The sequence below is a fragment of the Pseudomonas sp. LPB4.O genome (genome assembly GCF_038383825.1).
GTDB classification, from domain to species: Bacteria; Pseudomonadota; Gammaproteobacteria; order Pseudomonadales; family Pseudomonadaceae; genus Aquipseudomonas; species Aquipseudomonas putida.
Genome location: NZ_CP151298.1, coordinates 1635833 through 1653336, shown reverse-complemented (window position 1 = coordinate 1653336; position 17504 = coordinate 1635833). Strand labels below are relative to the sequence as shown.

Genomic DNA, 17504 nt, shown 5'->3' with positions numbered 1-17504 from the left:
GGACGCGTCATACGCCAAAGGTCTGGTACCGATGCCCAAATCAGCAAACCGCTTTTTGCGCCTGCCGCGTATCCCAGCGGCCGATCCCCAAGAGTCGGAACAGGCCTGGCAAAACGCCCCACAACTGCTGGCCGCCCTCAACGGTGCGCGCCTGGGGGCTTGGCTATGGGATATCGAAAGCGGCCGGGTCAGCTGGTCACGGGGCACCCAGGCCCTGTTCGGCTTCGACCCGCAGCGGCCGTTGCCCGCCGATGTCGACTACCTCGACCTGCTGCCCGAGGAAGACCGCGCGCGCACGCGCCAGGTATTCCAGGCGGTATTCAACGGCGAGCCGGTGGAACAGGCCATGCGTCACCGTATTCGCTGGCCGGACGGTAGCCTGCACTGGCTGGAGATCAACGGTAGCCTGACCCACGACCAGCATGGCCGGCCACAAATGATCGGGGTGATCCGCGAAATCACTCGCCAGCGCGAACGGGAAACAGCGCTGATCAATTCGGAAAAGCGCTTCGCCACCCTGTTCCACCTCAGCCCCAACGCCATTCTTCTCACCCGCCGCCACGACGGCATGATCTTCGAGGTCAACCAGCACTTCGAAGACATGTTTGGCTGGCCGGGCAGCCAGGTAATAGGCAAGACCAGCCTGGAGCTGGGCCTGTGGGTCAACCCCGAACAGCGCCACCAGGTGATGGAGTCGACCCGCGCCAGCGGCGGCCCGCTGATCATGGAGGTGCAGTTCCGCGCCACCAGCGGCAAGGTGCACGACGGCATACTCTGCACCCAGGGCATCGAACTGGAGGGCGTCACCTTCCTGATCAGCACCTTTGTCGACACCACCGAACGCAAGCGCGCCGAGCAGGCCCTGAAGGACAGCCAGGAGCGCCTGGACCTGGCCCTGGACTCGGCGCAGCTGGGCACCTGGGACTGGCACATCCCCAGCGGCATGCTCTACGGCTCGGCCCGCGCCGCGCAGCTGCACGGCCTGCCGCCCACCCCTTTTCACGAATCGTTCGATGCGTTTTTCGAGGGGGTGCCAGAGCAGGAACGCAACTCGATGCGCCAGGCCTACCGCAGCCTGCGCGAAGGGCCCGCCGGGAACTACCAGATCACCTACCGGGTGCAGCTGGAAAGCGGCATTTCGCGTTACATCGAAAGCCGTGCACGGCTGTACCGCGACGAGCAGGGCAACCCGCTGCGCATGGCCGGTACCCTGCTCGACATCACCGACCAGGTGGAGCGCGAGCAGCGCCTGAGCGCCTCGGAAGAGAAGTTCGCGAGCCTGTTCCAGGTCAGCCCCGACCCGATCTGCGTGACCCGCCAGGATACCGGCCAGTTCATCGAGATCAACCCGGCGTTCAGCCAGACCTTTGGCTGGGACAGCGGCCAGGTGATCGGCCGCACCGCCGAGGAAATCGGCCTGTGGGCCGAGTCCATCGAGCGTGCGCAACGTATCGAGCGGGTGATCCGCGAACAGGCCTTGAGCAACGTCGCCGTGGTGGTCAACCACCGCAACGGCACCCCGTTGACCTGCGTGATCTCCAGCCGCCTGATCACCGTTGACGACCAGCCCTGCAGCGTTACCACCCTGCGCGACATCACCCAGCAGCAACGCGCCGAGGCGGCGCTCAAATCCAGCGAAGAGAAGTTTGCCAAGGCCTTCCACTCCAGCCCCGACGCCATCACCATCACCGAACGCCACAGCGGCCGTTACCTGGAAATCAACGACGGCTTCTGCCGCCTGACCGGCTACAGCGCCGCCGATGTGGTCGGCCACACGGTGTACGAAATCGGTATCTGGGCCGACGACAAGCAGCGCAGCGCGTTGCTGGCCGAATTGCGCGACCGCGGCCGGGTGCATCACCGGGAAATGCTCGGCCGTAACAAGCGCGGCGATATCCTCACCGTTGAAGTCTCTGTAGAGCCGATCACCCTCAACGAAGTCGACTGCCTGCTATTGACTGCCCGCGACGTCAGCCAGTTGAAGAACGCCCAGGCGCAGATCCGCCACCTGGCCTATCACGACCCGTTGACCAACCTGCCCAACCGCGCCCTGCTGATGGACCGCCTGAGCCAGCAGATCGCCCTGCTCAAGCGCCATAACCTGCGCGGCGCCCTGCTGTTCCTCGACCTCGACCACTTCAAGCACATCAACGACTCACTGGGCCACCCGGTGGGCGACACGGTGCTGAAGATCATCACCGCCCGCCTGGAAGCCAGTGTGCGCTTGGAGGACACCGTGGCCCGCCTGGGTGGCGACGAGTTCGTGGTACTGCTCAGCGGCCTGGAGGGCAGCCGTGAGGTGGTGGAGGAAAAAGTGCGCGAACTGGCCGACACGCTGCGTGAGCTGCTGGCCGAACCGATGTCACTGGATGGCCAGCGCCTGCAGGTAACACCCAGCATCGGCGTGGCGCTGATCCCCGACCACGGCACCACCCCGGCCGATCTGCTCAAGCGTGCCGATATCGCCCTTTACCGGGCAAAGGACTCCGGGCGCAACACCACCCAGCTGTTCCATACCACCATGCAGAAGGCCGCCAGCGAACGCCTGCGCATGGAAAACGACCTGCGCCTGGCCTTGGCCCGGGGCGAACTGGCGCTGCACTTCCAGCCGCAGGTGGATGCCCGCGACAACCGTATCGTCGGCGCCGAGGTGCTGCTGCGCTGGCACCACCCGCAACTGGGCCAGCAACCGCCCGCGCAGTTCATTCAGGTACTGGAAGAAAGCGGCCTGATCCTGGAAGTTGGCAGCTGGATCCTTGACGAAGCCTGCGATGCCTGCGCACGCATGCTGGCCGACGGGCTGATCGACGCCGATGATTTCAGCCTGTGCGTGAACATCAGCCCGCGGCAGTTCCGCCAGAACAACTTTGTCGAGCGCGTGCTGCGCAGCCTGGACGATTACCGGCTGCCTCGGCACATGCTCAAGCTGGAGATCACCGAAGGCATCGTCATCCAGAACCTGGAAGACACCATCAGCAAGATGCGCGAACTGAAGCGTTACGGGGTGAGTTTTGCCATGGATGACTTTGGCACTGGATATTCGTCGCTGACTTACCTCAAGCGCCTGCCGGTCGATGCGCTGAAGATCGACCAGACCTTCGTGCGCGACGCACCGTTCGACCCCAACGACGCTGAAATCGTCCGAGCCATTGTCGCCATGGCCCGCAGCCTCGACCTGGCAGTGATTGCCGAGGGGGTGGAGCTGACCGAGCAACTTGAGTTTCTCGAACAGCTGGGCTGTCACCTGTACCAGGGCTACCTGCACAGCCGGCCGCTGCCGTTGCCGGAATTTCGCAAGTTGTTGCTGGAGGCGCCGGCAGACTACTGAAGCAGATGCAGGCGACTACAAAAAAGGGCACCCGAGGGTGCCCTTCATCATTGCAGCGTGATCAGTTCAGCGCTGGTTTTTCGCCATTGATCGGGATGCGCTTGGCCTTGGCTTCTTCAGGCACGATGCGCAGCAGGTCGATGCTGAGCAGGCCGTTGGCCAGGCCGGCGGCTTTCACTTCGATATGGTCGGCCAGGCGGAACGACAGCTTGAAGGCGCGTTGCGCGATACCCTGATGCAGGTAGGTCACTTCAGTGGCGCTATTGTCGCGCTTGCCACCGGTTACGGTCAGGACACCTTTCTCGACCTGCAGGTCGAGGTCCTGCTCCTGGAAACCGGCTGCGGCAACCACGATGCGGTAGTGGTCCTCGCCATGCTTTTCCACGTTGTAGGGCGGGTAGCTGCTACCGGCCTCATTGCGTGCCGCGGATTCGAACAGGTCGTTGAAACGGTCGAAACCAACGGAATGGCGGAACAGTGGAGCAAGAGAGAAAGCGGTAGTCATGGTCATAAACTCCTGAGATTCAGCAAGTAAGTCACTACGCGACCCGACTTCGGCATCGCGTACTCAAGAGATATGGACGAGGGAAAAGCTTTCAAGGGGCCAGGGGTAAAAAATTTGAAATCGGTGCAGCCCTTTTCGCGGGCATGCCCACTCCCACAGGAGCACCACAGGCCTCAGGACCAGTGCCCTACCTGTGGGAGCGGGCGCGCCCGCGAAGAGGCCAGCTCAGGCAACACAGGCCTCCAAAGCCTGCACCTCCACCCCCAGCAGCCGGCTGATCCGCGCGCAGTCATCCTCCCGGCGCAACTCGGCAAACAACACCACCGCTTCGGGGTAACTGCGGGTCAGCATCGCCAACCACTGCTTCATCCGCCCCGGCGCATAGCGCGGTGACAGTTTGGCCTGGGCCTGACGCCAGAACTCGCGCAACAACGGCAGCAGGTCATCCCAGCTCATCGGCTGATAGTCACGCCCGTCACGCGCCGCGGCAATCTGCAGGCCCAGGTCAGGGCGCGATACCAGCCCTCGGCCCAGCATGATGTCTTCGGCCCCACTGACCTCACGGCAGCGGCGCCAGTCATCGACGGTCCAGATCTCGCCATTGGCGAACACCGGCACCTTGACCACATCCTGCACCCGCGCCACCCACTCCCAATGCGCCGGCGGCTTGTAGCCTTCGACCTTGGTCCGCGCATGCACCACCAGATGCGCCGAGCCCCCCTCTGCCAGGGCCGTGGCACACTCCAGCGCGCCGTCGGGGCTGTCGAAGCCCAGGCGCATCTTCGAAGTGACCGGGATATGCGCTGGTACCGCGCGGCGCACCTCACGCACGATGGCGTGCAGCAACTCCGGCTCTTTGAGCAGCACGGCACCACCCCGTGACTTGTTCACGGTCTTGGCCGGGCAGCCGAAGTTCAGGTCGATCACGGGCGCACCCAGCTCACAGGCCAGCGCCGCGTTTTCCGCCAGGCATACCGGGTCCGAACCCAGCAACTGCACGCGCATGGGCACCCCCGCGGCCGTGCGCGCACCCTGGCGCAACTCGGGCGCCAACTTGTCGAACGAGGACGCCGGCAGCAGGCGGTCGCACACGCGAATGAACTCGGTGACGCACCAGTCGATACCGCCCACGCGGGTCAATACGTCGCGCAGGATGTTGTCAACCAGCCCCTCCATGGGGGCCAGGGCAATTTGCATGTCGGGGTCTCGGCGGAAAAGCCGGCAGTCTAACAAAAATTGCCGGCGATTCAGGCGCCGATCAGCGCCGGACCGTAACCTTCGACGAATTCCGCCGGCATGCGCTTGGGCTTGCCACTGGACAGCTCGATGCAGGCAAAGGTGGTTTGCGCGCGCAACAGGGTTACCCCGTCACGCGGGCGCTTGAGCTGGAAGCGCCGGGTCATGCGCAGGCGCTGGTCCCAGTCGATGATCCAGGTGGCCAGTTGCAGTTCGTCGTCCTCATAGGCGGCGGCCAGGTAGTCGATTTCGTGGCGCACCACAGCCATCGCCCGGTCCAGGCGCCGATACTCGGCCAGGTCCAGGCCTAACCGCTGGGAGTGACGCCAGGCGCACCGCTCCAGCCAGGTGACGTACACCGCGTTGTTTGCGTGGCCTAGGCCGTCGATATCCTCGCTGCCGACGCGCAGGTCGATGACGAAGGGTGTTGCCAGGTCCCAGCTCATGCACACTCCTGAGAATCGAAAATGTAACCCTCCCCTGTAGGAGCAGCCTTGTGCTGCGAAGAGGCCATTACGGCCACAACAGATGCGCTGCTCCTAAGGGCCTCTTCGCAGCACAAGGCTGCTCCTACAGGATTCGCACAGAGTGTAACGGATGCTCAAGCGCTTTGGCGCGCCGGCGAAGCTGCCCTGGCCAGCAGTTCGAGCACACCTTCACTCACGCGCGGATCGGACAGCACCCGCTGGTGGCCACCCTCCTCCAGCAGCATCAGGCGGCTGTCGAACCAGGCCCTGTGGATTACCTGGGCTTCATCGGCGGCCACCAGGGCATCATCGGCGGCATGCACCACCAACCCCGGAAGCTCCAGCTGGTAACCGGTAACATCCAGCCGCGCGATCTGCATGCCCACATCCCGCTCAACCTGGCGAATGAACGCCGCCCGCGCGCGCGCCGGCATCCCCAGGCGATGGGCAAAACCGCGCAGCACGCCCAGCAGCCGCGCCGGCGCGGCAATGCTGACCGCGGCCTGCGCGCGTAGCCCCATCTGCAAGGCCAGCAGCACACTGGCACCGCCCATGGAGTGGCCAATGACCGCACGCAACGGCGGCAGCTCGGCAGCGGCCTCCAGCAGCGCCCGGGCAAACAACACCACATTTGCCTGCTCGCCAGGCGAACGGCCATGGCCCGGCCCTTCCAGCGACACCACCGTGTGCCCGGCCTGGACCAAGGTCTCGATCAAAGCGGCAAACTGGGTCGGGCGCCCTTCCCAACCATGCATCAGCAGCACCGTCGGCCCCTTCCCCCAGCGCAAGGCAGACAACCCGAAGCGCAGGGTGATGCGCTCGGCGTTGGCCAGTACGGGCAGCTCCCAATCCCGAGGCGGCAGATTGCGCGGGGTCATGAAGGCACGGCGCATCTTGCCCGCGACATGCTCGGGGGCCAGGCGGCCCAGGGTGCCATTGACACCACGAATCCAGCTCAGGGTAGTCATCGCCATGCTCCAGGGTTAAAGCACCGCCGATTTGGCGGCGCGCAGAATACGGTCAGACAGCTCGCTGGTGCCCAAGGCGCGGGCCAGGGCAAGGCCACCGACCATGAGCGCCAGGTCGGCCAGGGCCTTGTCGGCATCTTCAGGGCGGTCGACCATGGCTGCAGTCATCAGCTCGATGTGCTCGGCCAATACCTCGCGGAAGACCTCCGGAAGGCGCTGCATCTCGCCCAGCGAGTTGGGCAGCGGGCAGGCATGCACCTCGGCATCCCGGTGTTTGCGCGACAGGTAGAAGGCACTGGCCAGCGCCCGGCGGCCCGCACCATCGAGGTTGGGGTCGATCTGGGCGAGCAAGGCGCGGCGCTCACCCAACAGCTGGCGGAACGCTTCGAGCATCAGCTCGTCCTTGCTGTCGAAGTGGGCATAGAAACCGCCGACGGTCAGCCCTGCTGCGCCCATCACCTGGCTGACGCTGGGCTCGGCCGGGCCGTGCTGGATCAGCGCGCTGCGTGCCGCCTCCAGAATGCGCTCGCGGGTTCTGCTCTTCTTGTCGCTCATCAGGCACTCGCCATTCAAAATATGATGCTCGAAATATTATCAATATCATATTTTTTGGCAAGCGTAATTTCACGCCACTTGTCAGCTGCGAAATGTTCGGAAGGGAGAAAAAACAAAAGGCTCATTCAATAAGCGAATGAGCCTTTAAAGTCCCGCAAAACGCGGGTAAAGATGGCGTCCCCTAGGGGACTCGAACCCCTGTTACCGCCGTGAAAGGGCGGTGTCCTAGGCCACTAGACGAAGGGGACGTAACCTTCGCGAAGATTCACTTGCGTGAACCCTGGCAGAAATGGTGGAGCTAAGCGGGATCGAACCGCTGACCTCCTGCATGCCATGCAGGCGCTCTCCCAGCTGAGCTATAGCCCCGAAACAAAAGGCTCATCAATAATCGACGAGCCTTTTTAAGCCCTGCAAAACGCAGGAAAAGTGGCGTCCCCTAGGGGACTCGAACCCCTGTTACCGCCGTGAAAGGGCGGTGTCCTAGGCCACTAGACGAAGGGGACGTAACCTTCGTGCCGGCCCGCTTACGCGAACCGCGGCAAAATTGGTGGAGCTAAGCGGGATCGAACCGCTGACCTCCTGCATGCCATGCAGGCGCTCTCCCAGCTGAGCTATAGCCCCGGATTTCTAGCCTCGCGGCCCAGCGACATCATGAAACATCGCTTGTGTAAAACTGGCGTCCCCTAGGGGACTCGAACCCCTGTTACCGCCGTGAAAGGGCGGTGTCCTAGGCCACTAGACGAAGGGGACGAACCTTCTTACCTTCAAGACCCGGTTGCTGGACCCGGTCTTGCTCGCCAGCCGTGACTGACAAGCGGAATTTGGTGGAGCTAAGCGGGATCGAACCGCTGACCTCCTGCATGCCATGCAGGCGCTCTCCCAGCTGAGCTATAGCCCCACAATGTCGCTTTGAACTGAATCGCTGGCTGGGTGGCTGGCGTTTCGTTTTCGTTCATCGCTGTGGACGGGGCGCATATTAAGATCGGATTGCAGGGCTGTCAAACGAAATTTTGAAAATATTCAAAAGTTTTTTCACAGATAACAATCACTTACCGCCCTGCCCCGGTTTTTCGGGCTTCAGCTGGACCTTGTGGGAGCGGGCGTGCCCGCGAATGCGATGGTAGATCAAACACCGCATTCGCGGGCACGCCCGCCCCAACAGGTTAGGTGTAACGCTGAATCAGGCGATCGAAGCCAGCAGCTTTTCCCACTCTTTGTTTTCTTTCTTCGACACACCACCCAGCAGGTCCAGGGCCTGGCGCAGACGGTAGCGGGTCAGGTCGGGGCCGAGGATTTCCATGGCGTCCAGCACCGACACCGAGCTGGCCTGGCCAGTAATGGCGGCGAACATCAGCGGCATGGCATCACGCAACTTCAGTTCCAGCGCCTCGACCACGGCCTGGATGCAGCCGGTGATGCGCTCTTTTTCCCACTGGCGCAAGCTTTCGAGCTGCCACAGGATCAGCTGGATCACCTGGCGCACCTGGTCGGCCGACAGCTTCTTGCTTTCGAACAGCTTGGCATCCAGCTTCAGCGCACCTTCGAAGAAGAACCCGCCCAGCGGGGCTACCTGGCTGAAAGTCTCGACCCGGCCCTGCACGTGCGGGGCAATCTTCATCATGTAGTCGCTGTTGAATGCCCACTTCTGCAGGCGTGTGGCGAATTCCTCGACCGGCAGTTCGCGCAGCCACTGGCCGTTGAGCCAGGACAGCTTCTCGATGTCGAAGATCGGGCCACCCAGCGAAATACGCGACAGGTCGAAGTGCTCGACCATCTCGTCCAGCGAGAACTTCTCGCGCTCGTCCGGCATCGACCAGCCCATGCGGCCCAGGTAGTTGAGCATCGCCTCCGGCATGAAGCCCATGCGCTCGTAGAAGGTCACCGAGGTTGGATTCTTGCGCTTGGACAGCTTGGACTTGTCCGGGTTACGCAGCAGCGGCATGTAGCACAGCTTGGGCTGGTCCCAGCCGAAGTATTCGTACAGCTTGATCAGCTTGGGCGCCGACGGCAGCCACTCTTCGCCACGCAGGACGTGGGTGATGCCCATCAGGTGGTCGTCGACCACGTTGGCCAGGAAGTACGTCGGCAGGCCGTCGTTCTTCATCAGCACCTGCATGTCCATGCGGTCCCACGGGATTTCGACATCGCCACGCAGCATGTCCGGCACCACGCAGATACCTTCGCTCGGCACCTTCATGCGGATCACGTGTGGCTCGCCAGCATCCAGGCGGCGCTGCACTTCCTCGGCGCTCAGCAGCAGTGCGCGGCCGTCGTAGCGCGGGGTTTCACCGCGGGCCTGTTGCTCGGCACGCATCTGCTCCAGCTCTTCGGCGGTGCAGAAGCAATAGAAGGCGTGGCCGGCGTCAACCAGCTCCTTGGCATACTTCGCGTAGATCTCGCCACGCTCGCTCTGGCGGTAAGGGCCGTGCGGGCCGCCCACATCCGGGCCTTCGTTCCATTCGATGCCGAGCCAGCGCAGGGCGTCGAAGATTTGCTGTTCCGACTCGCGCGTGGAGCGCAGCTGGTCGGTGTCTTCGATGCGCAGGATGAACTCACCGCCGTGCTGCTTGGCAAAGCAGTAGTTGAACAGGGCGATGTAGGCAGTGCCGACATGGGGGTCGCCGGTAGGCGATGGCGCGATACGCGTGCGTACGGTGGTCATGGAAGGTCTCGAACTGAAGATGAAACAAAGGCGGGATGTTAGCAGGAGGCAGGCACCGGGCTCCAGCAATGGCGCGAACGTCACTTGTGGACAGGCCCTGCGACACTGTTAAATTTGCTTACATTTCTGGAACGATAGTCCCCATGCCTGTCCAACTCAAACGCCGCCTGGCGATCTTCTTCACCCTGGTGGCCATCATCGCCCTCGCCTTCCTGGCCCACTGGTACTTCAAGGGCCGCTTCTACGAGAGCACCGACAACGCCTACGTACAGGGCGAGATCACCCGTATCTCCAGCCAGCTGGGCGCACGTATCGACGCGGTGCCGGTCGAGGACAACCAGCACGTTAACAGAGGTGACCTGCTGGTACGCCTGGAAGCGGCAGACTTTGACCTGGCGGTTGACCGCGCCCGCGCCACCCTGGCCACCCGTGAAGCGGAATACGCACAGGCACAAAGTCGCCTGACCCAGCAAGGTAGCCTGATCGCCGCCGGGCAGGCTCAGGTGGCAGCCAACCAGGCCACGTTCGACCGTTCCCGAGTGGACCTGAGCCGTGCCGAAAAGCTGCGCAAGCCAGGTTTCATATCCGAGGAGCGGGTCACCACCCTATCGGCAGACAGCCATGTTGCCGGCTCTCAGGTCGACAAGGCCCGCGCCGACCTGCAAAGCCAGCGCCAGCAGGTCAACGCCCTGAACGCCGACCTCAAACGCCTCGATGCACAAATCGCCAATGCCCGCGCCGACCTGGCCCAGGCCGAGCTTAACCTGACCCGTTGCGAAATCCGCGCGCCGATCAGCGGCACTATCGGCCAGCGCAATGCGCGCAATGGCCAGGTGGTGCAGGCCGGTGCCTACCTGCTGTCGATCGTGCCCGACGAAGACATCTGGGTGCAGGCCAACTTCAAGGAAACCCAGATCGGCCACATGCAGCCTGGCCAGCGCGCCGAGCTGCTGTTCGACAGCTACCCGGACACCCCCATCGAAGGCCGGGTAAACAGTGTGTTCGCGGCCTCGGGGGCGCAGTTCAGCCTGCTGCCACCCGATAACGCCACCGGGAACTTCACCAAGGTGGTGCAGCGCATCCCGGTCAAGCTCACCTTCAGCGCCGACAACCCCCTGCATGGGCGCATCCGCCCCGGCATGTCGGTGACCGCCACCATCGACCTGCGCAGCGAGAGCGAAGGCCACGATGGCCGGTGACCAACTGCTCAGGCCCAGCGACGAGCCTACCCGGCGCGACTGGATCGCGGTGATGAGTGTGATGCTCGGCGCGTTCATGGCGGTGCTGGACATCCAGATCACCAACTCGTCGCTGAAGGACATCCAGGGTGCCCTGTCGGCAACCCTGGAAGAAGGCTCGTGGATTTCCACCTCGTACCTGGTGGCGGAAATCATCATGATTCCGCTGACCGCCTGGCTGGTGCAGCTGCTGTCTGCCCGGCGCCTGGCCGTGTGGGTTTCCGGGGGCTTTCTGTTGTCGTCACTGCTGTGCTCGATGGCCTGGAACCTGGAGAGCATGATCCTGTTCCGCGCCCTGCAAGGCTTTACCGGCGGCGCGCTGATCCCACTGGCGTTTACCCTCACGCTGATCAAGCTGCCCGAACACCACCGCGCCAAAGGCATGGCGATGTTCGCCATGACCGCCACGTTTGCCCCCTCCATCGGCCCCACCCTGGGCGGCTGGCTGACAGAGAATTGGGGCTGGGAGTACATTTTCTACATCAACATCCCGCCTGGCCTGGTCATGATTGCCGGCCTGCTGTACGGGCTGGAGAAGAAAGAGGCGCACTGGGAGCTGCTGAAAAGCACCGATTATGCAGGCATCGTCACCCTGGGCCTGGGGTTGGGCTGCCTGCAGGTGTTTCTTGAAGAGGGGCACCGCAAGGACTGGCTGGAGTCGCACCTGATCGTCGGCCTGGGCAGCGTCGCCCTGGTCAGCCTGATCACCTTCGTCATCCTGCAGTTCTCCAAGCCACACCCGCTGATCAACCTGCGCATCCTCGGTAACCGCAATTTCGGCCTGTCGAGCATCGCCAGCCTGGGCATGGGCGTAGGCCTGTACGGGTCGATCTACCTGCTGCCGCTGTACCTGGCCCAGGTGCAGGGCTACAACGCCTTGCAGATCGGCGAGGTGATCATGTGGATGGGGGTGCCGCAGCTGTTTCTGATCCCGCTGGTACCACAGCTGATGAAAGTGGTGTCGCCCAAGCTGCTGTGCGCCCTGGGGTTCTGTCTGTTCGGCGCCGCCAGTTTCGGCTCGGGGGTGCTCAACCCGGACTTTGCCGGGCCGCAGTTCAACCATATCCAGATCATCCGCGCCCTTGGCCAGCCGATGATTATGGTGACCATTTCGCTGATCGCCACGGCTTACATCCAGCCGCAGGATGCGGGGTCGGCATCGAGCCTGTTCAATATCCTGCGTAACCTGGGGGGTGCGATTGGCATCGCCTTGCTGGCCACGCTGCTGGATGCGCGCACCAAGGTGTATTTCGACTACCTGCGCGAAGCGGTAGTGCCGAGCAACCCGCAGGTAGCGGAACGGCTGGCGCAACTGGCCGAGCGGCTGGGCAATGACAATGCGGCGCTGGGCAAGTTAAGCGAAATCACCCACCAGCAGGCCATGATCATGGCCTACAACGACGCCTTCCACTTTGTCGGGATCGGGTTGGCGGTGAGCATGGTGGCAGTGTTGCTCACCCGCAAGCTGCCGGCGGGGTTGAAGGCTGGGGAAGCCCACTAGCTTGCCGGCGATAGGGCCAGTTCAGCCACCCAAAGGGATCAGCTGGTAATCAACCGCTCGCGCAGCTGGGTAATCTCGTCGCGCAGCTGCGCCGCAGCTTCGAACTCCAGGTCGCGGGCGAACTGCATCATCTTCTCTTCAAGCTGCTTGATACGCTTGGTGATCTCGCCCGGCGTACGCAGCTCGGCCTCGTAACGGGCGCTCTCTTCTGCCGCCTTGGCCATGCCCTTGCGCTTTTTGCTGCGCGCGCCAGGCACAGTGGCGCCTTCCATGATGTCGGTGATGTCCTTGACCACGCCCTTGGGCACGATGCCGTTGGCTTCGTTGAAGGCGACCTGCTTTTCACGGCGTCGCTCGGTTTCGTCAATCGCCCGCTGCATCGAGCCGGTGATGTTGTCGGCGTACAGGATGGCCCGGCCATTGAGGTTACGCGCAGCGCGGCCGATGGTCTGGATCAGCGAGCGCTCCGAGCGCAGGAAGCCTTCCTTGTCGGCATCGAGGATCGCCACCAGCGAAACCTCCGGCATGTCCAGGCCTTCGCGCAGCAGGTTGATGCCCACCAGCACGTCGAAGGTGCCCAGACGCAGGTCGCGGATGATCTCTACCCGCTCCACCGTGTCGATGTCCGAGTGCAGGTAGCGCACCCGCACATCGTGGTCGGCGAGGTAATCAGAGAGATCCTCGGCCATGCGCTTGGTCAGCGTAGTGGCCAGCACCCGCTCGCCCAGCGCCACGCGCTTGCGGATTTCCGACAGCAAGTCGTCCACCTGGGTCAGTGCCGGCCGTATCTCGACCTGCGGGTCTACCAGGCCGGTCGGACGCACCACCTGCTCCACCACGCGCCCGGAATGCTCGGCTTCGTAGGGGCCCGGGGTAGCGGACACGAAGATGGTCTGCGGGCTTACATCTTCCCACTCATCGAAGCGCATCGGCCGGTTGTCCAGTGCCGAGGGCATGCGGAAGCCGTACTCGACCAGGGTTTCCTTGCGCGAACGGTCGCCCTTGTACATGGCACCGACCTGCGGAACGCTGACGTGTGATTCGTCGATCACCAGCAGTGCATCGGCTGGCAGGTAGTCGTACAGGGTGGGCGGTGGCGCACCGGCCGGGCGCCCGGACAGGTAGCGCGAGTAGTTCTCGATGCCGTTGCAGTAACCCAGCTCCATGATCATTTCCAGATCGAAACGGGTGCGCTGCTCCAGGCGCTGCGCTTCCACCAGCTTGTTGGCCTTGTGCAGGTACTCCAGGCGCTCCTTCAACTCTTCCTTGATGCCCTCCACGGCCTCCAGCAGGGTTTCCCGCGGGGTAACGTAGTGGCTCTTGGGGTAGAAGGTGAAACGTGGCAACTTGCGGAAAACCTCGCCGGTGAGCGGGTCGAAGGCGGCGATGTTCTCCACCTCGTCATCGAACAGTTCGATGCGGATGGCTTCAAGGTCCGACTCGGCCGGGAAGATGTCGATCACATCACCGCGCACACGGAAGGTGGCACGGGCGAAGTCCATCTCGTTGCGGGTGTACTGCAGGTCGGCCAGCCGGCGCAGCAGTGCGCGCTGATCGAGCTTGTCGCCGCGGTCCACATGCAGGACCATTTTCAGGTAGGACTCGGGGCTGCCCAGGCCATAGATGCACGACACGGTGGTCACGATGATTGCATCGCGCCGCTCCAGCAGCGCCTTGGTCGCCGACAGGCGCATCTGCTCGATATGGTCGTTGATCGAGGCGTCCTTCTCGATGAAGGTGTCCGACGACGGCACGTAGGCCTCGGGCTGGTAGTAGTCGTAGTAGGAAACGAAATACTCCACCGCGTTATTGGGGAAGAACGCCTTGAATTCGCCGTACAACTGCGCGGCCAGGGTCTTGTTCGGCGCCAGTACGAGGGTCGGGCGCTGTACCTGCGCGATGACGTTGGCGATGCTGAAGGTCTTGCCCGAGCCCGTTACGCCGAGCAGCGTCTGGTGCGACAGCCCCGCCTCGATGCCTTCGACCATCTGGCGGATGGCCTCGGGCTGGTCGCCGGCCGGCTGGAAACGGGTGACGAGCTGGAACTCGGACATGTCGGACCTCGCGGTATTGCAGCAACTGTAAATTTAGCCAGTAGTCTATACCCAAATGCGGCTATCCGGGCGCGCTTTCAAGGCCGGGCTGTGAGCGCTTGTTACAGTGGACACGGCAATTAGACCAATGGTCGAAAAATATTTGCGCAAATAGCCGGAAAAGCTGTGCCAGAGTGTCGCAGTGACCGGGCGGTATCACTATACTGACTCCCCGTTTGTGCACCGCTTCAGTGCATTCGGCTGGAGCGTGTACGTCCTATCACTCTCCAATCAGAGCCAAGGTAACAATGAGCCTGTTTTCCGCTGTCGAGCTGGCACCCCGCGACCCTATCCTGGGCCTCAACGAAGCATTCAACGCCGACCCACGTACCGAAAAGGTCAACCTGGGCGTTGGCGTGTACTGCAATGAGGAAGGCCGCATTCCGCTGCTGCGCGCCGTGATCGAAGCCGAAACCCAGCGTGCCGCCCAGCACGCCTCGCGCGGCTACCTGCCGATCGACGGCATCGCCACTTACGACCAGGCCGTGCAAAAACTGATCTTCGGCGCCGAGTCGCCACTGCTGGCCGCCGGCCGCGTGGTCACCGTGCAGGCCGTTGGCGGCACCGGCGCGCTGAAGATCGGCGCCGACTTCCTCAAGCGCCTGTCGCCCAATGCCGTGGTTGCCATCAGCGACCCGAGCTGGGAAAACCACCGCGCACTGTTCGAGACCGCCGGTTTCCCGGTACAGAACTACCGCTACTACGACGCGCCGAGCAACGACGTCAACCGTGCCGGCATGCTCGAAGACCTGAACAACCTGCCGTCCGGCTCGATCGTCGTGCTGCATGCCTGCTGCCACAACCCGACTGGCGTCGACCTGGGCCTGGACGACTGGAAAAACGTCCTGGAAGTGGTCAAGGCCAAGGGCCATGTGCCGTTCCTCGACATGGCCTACCAGGGCTTTGGTGACGGCATCGCCGAAGACGCCTTCGCCGTGCGCCTGTTCGCCGAGTCGGGCCTGGACTTCTTCGTTTCCAGTTCGTTCTCCAAGTCGTTCTCGCTGTATGGCGAGCGCGTTGGCGCACTGTCGATCGTCACCGGCAACAAAGACGAAAGCACTCGCGTGCTGTCGCAGGTCAAGCGCGTAATCCGCACCACCTACTCCAACCCGCCGACCCACGGCGCGACCATCGTCGCTACCGTGCTGAACAGCGGCGAACTGCGCCAGATGTGGGAAGCCGAGCTGAGCGAGATGCGCCAGCGCATCCACGGCATGCGCCAGCAAATGGTCAGCCTGCTGGCTGAATATGGCGCCAAGCGCGATTTCAGCTTCGTTGGCCGCCAGGCGGGCATGTTCTCCTACTCGGGCCTGACCGTTGAACAAGTGGCGCGCCTGAAGAACGAGTTTGGCATCTACGCGCTGGACACAGGCCGGATCGCGGTTGCCGCGCTGAACCAGAGCAACATCCACGTGGTGACCAAGGCCATCGTCGAAGTGCTGTAACCTATTGATTTGCCTGGGAGAGGCTTGACATCTCCCGGGCAATCAGTAACATATGGCGCAGATTCCGCGATAGCTCAGTAGGTAGAGCAAATGACTGTTAATCATTGGGTCCCTGGTTCGAGTCCAGGTCGCGGAGCCAAACATTGAAAAGCCCCCGGGTGCGCAAGCAACCGGGGGCTTTTTCGTTGTTCACCGGAAGTATGTCAGCGCCTGGTAAATCGAGCGCCGCCCGCGCGGCGCTCGATTTACCAGGCAGCACAAGACTCAAGACATGCGCCTTCCAGCCCCAGAGCCCTCAACTACTGCGCCCAATCGGGTAAAACTCCCCCCGGCTCCATACGCCCAACCATTCCTCCCCCTCGATTACATGCGGCACCGCCAGTTCCACCAGCTGGTAAAACACATTGCGATGTATCAGCGCTTCCAGGTTGCTGCGCATCAACACATACGGCGATGGCTCCTGCGTCACCGGGTCAATCACTACCCGCAGGGGATTATCCGGCCCGGCGTCAACCTGGTCCTCGACATTGCTGGTGAAGCGCAGCACCTGCTGCTCCCCCTCCCCCAGCACCTCCAGCGCCACGGCCACGAATGGGGCATCGTCGACGCGGATGCCAACCTTTTCTACCGGGGTAATCAGGAAGTAGTCATCGCCATCGCGGCGAATGATCGTGGAAAACAACCGCACCATCGGCTTGCGCCCGATCGGCGTGCCCAGGTAATACCAGGTGCCATCGCGGGCAATGCGCATGTCGATGTCACCGCAAAAATCCGGGTTCCACAGATGCACCGGCGGCAGGCCCTTGGCCTTGGGGATCTGTGCCAGAAGATCATTGGCCTTGCCGGAATCACTCATCACGCCTGCCTCATTCGCTCATACCCAGAAGGCTACGAGCGTACTCGCGCATCGGCGCACCAAGCAAATCCTCCGGGGTGTTGTCATGGAACGTCAACAAACCGCCACGGCTCTTGATGCGTGCGGTGTCGATCAGGTAGCGGGTATTGGTTTCGATCAACATCATCTGCACCACGCCAGTGTCCCACCCCAGCCGGTCGACGGCCTGTTCGTCATACCACTCATCGCCATTGCCGATGCGGTCATCGGTACGGGCGAAGCGGGTGTACAGGACGTAGTCGGCACCCACCGAACGTGCCTGGGCAATGGCGTCTTCCAGGCCCAATGGGCCTTGGGCGCGGCGCACCAACGGGAAATACTCGACAAAGCTCTTGAACGCCTCGTCAGCCACCGCGTTCTGCCGTGGCACCGGCCCCTTGCCCGGCGGCACGAATGCACCCTGGCCGATGAAGATGAACGAGTCGGGCTGCAGGCGGATCGACAGGGTACGCCGGGTATCACTGTGGTCCAGCAGACCGGCATCGCTCATGTGATAGCGGACGCCTTCGCCCATATCGCTGACATTCATGCAGCCGCCCAGCGCCATCAGCGCCAGCAGCAAGACCAGGCTACGCATCTTTCCTCCAGTGGCCGGCGACGAAAAACCGGCG

Annotated in this window: 13 protein-coding genes and 7 tRNA genes; 5 read left to right on the top strand and 15 right to left on the bottom strand. The window is 62.9% G+C overall.

Annotated elements, in window-relative coordinates:
- Window positions 1-31: 31 nt before the first annotated feature.
- Window positions 32-3328, top strand: coding sequence for a PAS domain S-box protein (locus MRBLPB4O_RS07490; protein ID WP_341797965.1), 3297 nt, complete (start codon window positions 32-34; stop codon window positions 3326-3328).
- A 61-nt stretch (window positions 3329-3389) separates the two neighbouring features.
- Here the strand turns inward: MRBLPB4O_RS07490 and MRBLPB4O_RS07485 are convergent, their stop codons facing one another.
- The 12 genes from MRBLPB4O_RS07485 to gltX form a co-directional block, all read right to left on the bottom strand.
- Window positions 3390-3833, bottom strand: a complete 444-nt coding sequence (locus tag MRBLPB4O_RS07485; RefSeq protein WP_041168109.1) for an Hsp20 family protein — start codon at window positions 3831-3833, stop codon at window positions 3390-3392.
- A gap of 225 nt (window positions 3834-4058) precedes the next feature.
- Entirely contained in the window at window positions 4059-5030 is a 972-nt protein-coding gene (locus MRBLPB4O_RS07480; protein ID WP_284399556.1) for a tRNA-dihydrouridine synthase, read from the bottom strand.
- Between the two features lie 50 nt (window positions 5031-5080).
- Window positions 5081-5515 carry a thioesterase family protein gene (locus MRBLPB4O_RS07475; RefSeq protein WP_016500875.1) on the bottom strand — a complete coding sequence of 145 codons (435 nt, stop codon included), beginning with the start codon at window positions 5513-5515 and terminating at the stop codon, window positions 5081-5083.
- A 155-nt stretch (window positions 5516-5670) separates the two neighbouring features.
- The gene (locus MRBLPB4O_RS07470) at window positions 5671-6504 is read right to left on the bottom strand and encodes an alpha/beta fold hydrolase (protein ID WP_341797964.1); all 834 of its coding nucleotides are present in this window, start codon (window positions 6502-6504) and stop codon (window positions 5671-5673) included.
- Window positions 6505-6519: 15 nt separating this feature from the next.
- The gene (locus MRBLPB4O_RS07465; protein ID WP_049274396.1) at window positions 6520-7059 is read right to left on the bottom strand and encodes a TetR/AcrR family transcriptional regulator; all 540 of its coding nucleotides are present in this window, start codon (window positions 7057-7059) and stop codon (window positions 6520-6522) included.
- Between the two features lie 172 nt (window positions 7060-7231).
- A tRNA-Glu gene (locus MRBLPB4O_RS07460) sits at window positions 7232-7307 on the bottom strand.
- Window positions 7308-7349: 42 nt separating this feature from the next.
- Window positions 7350-7425: transfer RNA gene (locus MRBLPB4O_RS07455), tRNA-Ala, on the bottom strand.
- A gap of 61 nt (window positions 7426-7486) precedes the next feature.
- A tRNA-Glu gene (locus MRBLPB4O_RS07450) sits at window positions 7487-7562 on the bottom strand.
- Window positions 7563-7604: 42 nt separating this feature from the next.
- Window positions 7605-7680: transfer RNA gene (locus MRBLPB4O_RS07445), tRNA-Ala, on the bottom strand.
- 53 nt (window positions 7681-7733) lie between these two features.
- A tRNA-Glu gene (locus MRBLPB4O_RS07440) sits at window positions 7734-7809 on the bottom strand.
- Between the two features lie 72 nt (window positions 7810-7881).
- Window positions 7882-7957 (bottom strand) — tRNA-Ala (locus MRBLPB4O_RS07435).
- A 282-nt stretch (window positions 7958-8239) separates the two neighbouring features.
- A complete protein-coding gene (gene gltX, locus MRBLPB4O_RS07430) occupies window positions 8240-9721 on the bottom strand; it encodes a glutamate--tRNA ligase (protein ID WP_341797963.1) in 1482 nt (493 codons plus the stop codon).
- 143 nt (window positions 9722-9864) lie between these two features.
- Here gltX and MRBLPB4O_RS07425 point away from each other — a divergent pair, with 143 nt between their 5' ends.
- Together MRBLPB4O_RS07425 and MRBLPB4O_RS07420 are read left to right on the top strand one after the other, a co-directional pair.
- Complete coding sequence (locus MRBLPB4O_RS07425) at window positions 9865-10920, top strand: HlyD family secretion protein (protein ID WP_341797962.1); 1056 nt, start codon at window positions 9865-9867, stop codon at window positions 10918-10920.
- A 49-nt stretch (window positions 10921-10969) separates the two neighbouring features.
- The gene (locus MRBLPB4O_RS07420; protein WP_341798862.1) at window positions 10970-12460 is read left to right on the top strand and encodes an MDR family MFS transporter; all 1491 of its coding nucleotides are present in this window, start codon (window positions 10970-10972) and stop codon (window positions 12458-12460) included.
- Between the two features lie 38 nt (window positions 12461-12498).
- Here MRBLPB4O_RS07420 and uvrB read toward each other — a convergent pair whose 3' ends face one another.
- The gene (gene uvrB, locus MRBLPB4O_RS07415; protein ID WP_016500881.1) at window positions 12499-14514 is read right to left on the bottom strand and encodes an excinuclease ABC subunit UvrB; all 2016 of its coding nucleotides are present in this window, start codon (window positions 14512-14514) and stop codon (window positions 12499-12501) included.
- A 287-nt stretch (window positions 14515-14801) separates the two neighbouring features.
- Between uvrB and MRBLPB4O_RS07410 the strand changes: the two genes are divergently transcribed.
- A complete protein-coding gene (locus MRBLPB4O_RS07410) occupies window positions 14802-15998 on the top strand; it encodes an amino acid aminotransferase (protein ID WP_341797961.1) in 1197 nt (398 codons plus the stop codon).
- A gap of 63 nt (window positions 15999-16061) precedes the next feature.
- Window positions 16062-16137: transfer RNA gene (locus tag MRBLPB4O_RS07405), tRNA-Asn, on the top strand.
- A gap of 156 nt (window positions 16138-16293) precedes the next feature.
- Here MRBLPB4O_RS07405 and MRBLPB4O_RS07400 read toward each other — a convergent pair.
- Window positions 16294-16854: a DUF1285 domain-containing protein gene (locus tag MRBLPB4O_RS07400; RefSeq protein ID WP_341797960.1), complete on the bottom strand. Its 561-nt coding sequence runs from the start codon at window positions 16852-16854 to the stop codon at window positions 16294-16296.
- Between the two features lie 10 nt (window positions 16855-16864).
- Window positions 16865-17470: a DUF4823 domain-containing protein gene (locus MRBLPB4O_RS07395; RefSeq protein WP_016485497.1), complete on the bottom strand. Its 606-nt coding sequence runs from the start codon at window positions 17468-17470 to the stop codon at window positions 16865-16867.
- Window positions 17471-17504 lie beyond the last annotated feature (34 nt).

Excerpts from the sequence above, each read along its gene's own strand:
- MRBLPB4O_RS07490 (WP_341797965.1), top strand. The coding sequence starts at position 32 with ATGCCCAAATCAGCAAACCGCTTTTTGCGCCTGCCGCGTATCCCAGCG.
- MRBLPB4O_RS07485 (WP_041168109.1), bottom strand. The coding sequence starts at position 3,833 with ATGACTACCGCTTTCTCTCTTGCTCCACTGTTCCGCCATTCCGTTGGT.
- MRBLPB4O_RS07480 (WP_284399556.1), bottom strand. The coding sequence starts at position 5,030 with ATGCAAATTGCCCTGGCCCCCATGGAGGGGCTGGTTGACAACATCCTG.
- MRBLPB4O_RS07475 (WP_016500875.1), bottom strand. The coding sequence starts at position 5,515 with ATGAGCTGGGACCTGGCAACACCCTTCGTCATCGACCTGCGCGTCGGC.
- MRBLPB4O_RS07470 (WP_341797964.1), bottom strand. The coding sequence starts at position 6,504 with ATGACTACCCTGAGCTGGATTCGTGGTGTCAATGGCACCCTGGGCCGC.
- MRBLPB4O_RS07465 (WP_049274396.1), bottom strand. The coding sequence starts at position 7,059 with ATGAGCGACAAGAAGAGCAGAACCCGCGAGCGCATTCTGGAGGCGGCA.
- gltX (WP_341797963.1), bottom strand. The coding sequence starts at position 9,721 with ATGACCACCGTACGCACGCGTATCGCGCCATCGCCTACCGGCGACCCC.
- MRBLPB4O_RS07425 (WP_341797962.1), top strand. The coding sequence starts at position 9,865 with ATGCCTGTCCAACTCAAACGCCGCCTGGCGATCTTCTTCACCCTGGTG.
- uvrB (WP_016500881.1), bottom strand. The coding sequence starts at position 14,514 with ATGTCCGAGTTCCAGCTCGTCACCCGTTTCCAGCCGGCCGGCGACCAG.
- MRBLPB4O_RS07410 (WP_341797961.1), top strand. The coding sequence starts at position 14,802 with ATGAGCCTGTTTTCCGCTGTCGAGCTGGCACCCCGCGACCCTATCCTG.
- MRBLPB4O_RS07400 (WP_341797960.1), bottom strand. The coding sequence starts at position 16,854 with ATGAGTGATTCCGGCAAGGCCAATGATCTTCTGGCACAGATCCCCAAG.
- MRBLPB4O_RS07395 (WP_016485497.1), bottom strand. The coding sequence starts at position 17,470 with ATGCGTAGCCTGGTCTTGCTGCTGGCGCTGATGGCGCTGGGCGGCTGC.